The organism is Kitasatospora sp. NPDC093558, assembly GCF_040683475.1.
Taxonomy (GTDB): Bacteria; Actinomycetota; Actinomycetes; order Streptomycetales; family Streptomycetaceae; genus Kitasatospora.
On record NZ_JBFBDY010000602.1, the window covers coordinates 1 to 3,760 of the forward strand.

Sequence of the window (3,760 nt, forward strand, 5' to 3'; positions counted from 1 at the left end):
CGGTGCTTACCCGCACCGCGTCCACCCTGCCGTGCGACAGCAACGCGGGGCGTCCGCGCGACGGGCCGCGCGGAACCGGGACCCCCGGACGACGGCGGGATCCGGTCGCCAACTGTTCACGAGCCGGTCAGAAAACTTGTAGAGACAAGTGTGCCGAGCCCCCGGGATCGTATGGACGCCCGGCCGCGCCGCCCGCGCCGCCGGGGCCTCGAACCCCACACGGAGAGATCACCCGCATGATTCCTGTGTCCGGCTCACGAACCTCACGCCCGTCACGCCCGTCACGCCGCCCGGCCGCCCTCACGGCCGCGGCCCTCGCCCTCGCCCTCGCCGTCCCCGCCGCGCTCGCCACACCGAGCGCGAGCGCGGCCACCACCAGCGCCAACCTGCTGCTCAACGGCAACGCCGAGACCGGCCAGTGCAGCCCGGGCGGCTGGGAGGAGACCACCCTCCCGGGCTGGCGGATCACCACCGGTGACCCGGTCATCGACTGCTACGGCATGCCGTCCGGCGCCACCTCCACCTCGCCCGGCTCGCCGACCCGCGGCACGTCCTACTTCCAGGGCGGCTCCCGCGGCAGCTCCCAGATGACGCAGACGGTGGACGTCTCCTCCGCCGGCGCCGCCGTCGACGGCGGCACGGTGTCCGCCACGCTCAGCGGCTGGCTCGGCGGCGTCGGCTCGTACAACGACAACGCCAAGGCCACCGCGACCTACCTGAACGCCGCCGGCGCCGCCCTCGGCAGCTCGGCGATCGGCCCGGTGCTGGCCGCCGACCGGAACAGCACCACCGGCATGGTCAAGCGCAGCACGACCGGCGCCCTCCCGGCCGGCACCCGCTCGATCAAGGTGACCGTCGACTTCTCGATGACGGGCACCCAGAACGACGGCATGGCCGACGACCTGTCGCTGACGCTCAACACCGCCATCACCCCGGCCACGCTGAGCGTCCCCGCCTCGGCCGTGCCCGGCTACGACCACGTGTTCCTCATCATGATGGAGAACACGAACTACTCGGCCTCGTCGAACACCGCCACCGGCAGCCCGGGCATCGTCGGCAACACCACCGACGCGCCGTACATCAACGACACGCTGATCCCCATGGGCTCGCTGCTCACCGACTACCACGCGGGCACCCACAACTCCGACCCGAACTACGAGCAGATCGCCTTCGGCAACAGCTACGGGCGCAGCGCCAAGGCGCCCGGCGGCAACAACAGCAACTGCATCACCAGCGCGGCCTGCGCGGCGACCAACGACGGCCTCGGGGACAAGCTCGACCGGGCCGGCAAGACGTGGCTGCAGAGCGTCTACGGCCAGACCAGCGCGTGCCAGACGACCTCCAGCGGCAACTACGAGAACGACGACGTGCCGTTCTACTACGCCCCGCGGATGAAGAACGACAGCGCCTACTGCCAGGCGCACTGGCCCGCCTGGAGCGACTACACCAACGCGCTGAAGTCCGCCTCGACCACCCCGAACTTCACCTGGTTCGCGGCCGGGGCCTGCGCCGACTTCGAGTTCTGCTCGATCTCCTCGGGCGACACCTGGCTGAAGGACAACCTGCCGCTCATCTTCAACTCGCCGGCGTGGAAGAACGACCGGTCGCTGCTGATCGTCACCGTCGACGAGGACGGCAAGTCCCTGCCCGGCGGGTTCGGTCCCGGCCAGACGAACCAGGTGATGACGGTCGCCGTCGGCTCGCAGAACACCGTCAAGGCGGGCTACCGGGCGACGAACCGCTACGACCACTACAGCACCGCCCGGGTGGTCCGGGACGCGCTCGGCCTGCCGGCGATGACGAACAACGACGCCTGGGCCACCCCGTACGACGAGGTGTTCACGGGCACCGGGAGCCCGGCGCCCGCCCCCGCCCTCACGAACGGCGGCTTCGAGACCGGGGACCTCTCCGGCTGGACCGCGGCCGGCTCCGCCGCGGTCGCCCCGGCCGCCGCCCACACCGGCGGCTACGGCGCGGTGCTCGGCTCGACGAGCCCGGGCGCCACCTCCACCGCCGTCCAGACCTTCACCGCGCCGGCCGGCAGCTCGACGCTCTCCCTCTGGTACGACGTGACCTGCCCGGACACCGTCGCCTACGACTGGGCGAACGCCACGCTGCAGGACAACACCACCGGCACGAGCACCACCGTGCTGGCCAACACCTGTACCAGCGGCCTGGGTTGGCAGAACGCCTCGGCGCCGGTGACGGCCGGCGACAGCTACACCCTGACCCTCACCAACCAGGACGACGGCGCCGCCGGCGACCCGACGTACAGCTACTTCGACGACGTCACGGTCTCCTGACGCCTCCGTGCGGGGCCCGCGACGCCGGGCCCCGCACAGCCACACCTGCACAGCCACACCTGCACGACCGCACCTGCACGGCGTCACGGCCAACCGGGCGGCCGCGACGTCTCGGTGGCCTTCGCCGCGACGATCGACTCGCAGGCCCGCCGGACCTCCGTCGCGACCCAGCCGGACGGCAGCGGCCCCTGCGCCCGCAGCGCGGTCGCCTGCCGCTGGAGCTCCCGGAGCGCGAAGCCCTGGGCGTTGGACAGGCCCATCTCCTGGTAGTCGCCGAGGTCCTTGCCCCCGTCGATGGCCATCTGGAGCCAGGGCGTGATGCTCAGGACGCAGTCCTGCAAGGCGCCGCCGGGCGGTGTCCTCGGCCCTTCGGACGGCACCTCGGACGGCACCCCGGACGGGGGCGGCCCCGGCGCCGCACTCGGCCCGCCGCACCCCAACACCACGGCGGCCCCTGCCAGTTCGACCATCACGACCGCGAACCATCTCCGCATGCCCGCATTGTGGCCCCGGCTCCCGGGCCGCACCAGGGACCTGACAGCACCAAAAAAGCGCCGCAGGACCTGTCCTGACAAGTCCTGCGGCGCACGCCCGGATCAGGCGTCGCGTCAGCCCGTGACGGCGAGCGTGCCGTCGAAGGTCGCGGCGGCGAGCCCGAAGGAGAGCGTCATGCCGATGCCCGACGTGACCGAGAGCACCCGCACGCCCGGCGCGAGGTCGCGCACGAGCAGCGGGCCGCGGTCGCTGCTGGCGTAGACGCCCTGCCACCGCTCCAGGATCCGCAGCCGCTCGACCCCGAGCACCCCGGCGACCGCGCCGGTCAGCAGCTCGAAGGTCCGCTCGTCGATGAACGGCGGGGTGGTGGCGTCGTAGTGGTGCGAGTCGCCGACCAGCACCGTGCCGTCGGGCAGCCGCGTGAACATCACGTTGGCGCCGATCCCCAGCAGCTCCGGGCTGTGGCCGACGACCTCCTCGCGCAGCCGGGCCGCGGACGGCTGCGCGGTGAACGCGTCATAGCGCAGCATCGACGTGGCGGTCAGCACCGCCGAGTCGGTGCGGAACGCCTCCGGGGCGACGGCCCGCGCCATCGTCAGCCGGCAGCGCCGGACCTCGTGTTCCTCGGCGAGGTCGGGGAACAGGTAGTCCACGTCGTGGCCGACGCACACCAGGATCCGCTCGCCGTGCACCGGGCCGCGCGCGGTGTGCACCGTGCCGGACTCGACGCCGGTGACGGCGGTGCCCCACAGGATCCGGGCGCCCGGCTGCCGCTCGATCCAGCGGGCCAGCGCGGGCGCCGCCTCGCGGGGGTTGACCCGCAGGTCGTCGGTCAGGAACGCGCCGCCCACGAGGTCCCCGGCCGCGCCGGACTCCCGGCCGAGGGCCTGCGCCGTCTCGGCGGCGGTGCGCAGCCGGATGCCGTCGCCGCCGCGCCCGGCGTGCAGTTCCTCCAGGACGGC

3 protein-coding genes are annotated in these 3,760 nt (G+C 73.0%); 1 reads left to right on the top strand and 2 read right to left on the bottom strand.

What is annotated here, in order from left to right; all coding sequences use genetic code 11:
• The first annotated feature begins 245 nt into the window (after positions 1–245).
• Positions 246–2,303, top strand: coding sequence for an alkaline phosphatase family protein (locus AB0O00_RS32290; RefSeq protein ID WP_363657840.1), 2,058 nt, complete (start codon positions 246–248; stop codon positions 2,301–2,303).
• Positions 2,304–2,386: 83 nt separating this feature from the next.
• On the opposite strand, the gene AB0O00_RS32295 is transcribed toward AB0O00_RS32290, so the two are convergent.
• Complete coding sequence (locus AB0O00_RS32295) at positions 2,387–2,797, bottom strand: hypothetical protein (RefSeq protein WP_363657842.1); 411 nt, start codon at positions 2,795–2,797, stop codon at positions 2,387–2,389.
• 114 nt (positions 2,798–2,911) lie between these two features.
• Positions 2,912–3,760 (bottom strand): FAD-dependent oxidoreductase (locus AB0O00_RS32300; protein WP_363657844.1); only part of this gene is annotated, 849 nt, incomplete at its 5' end.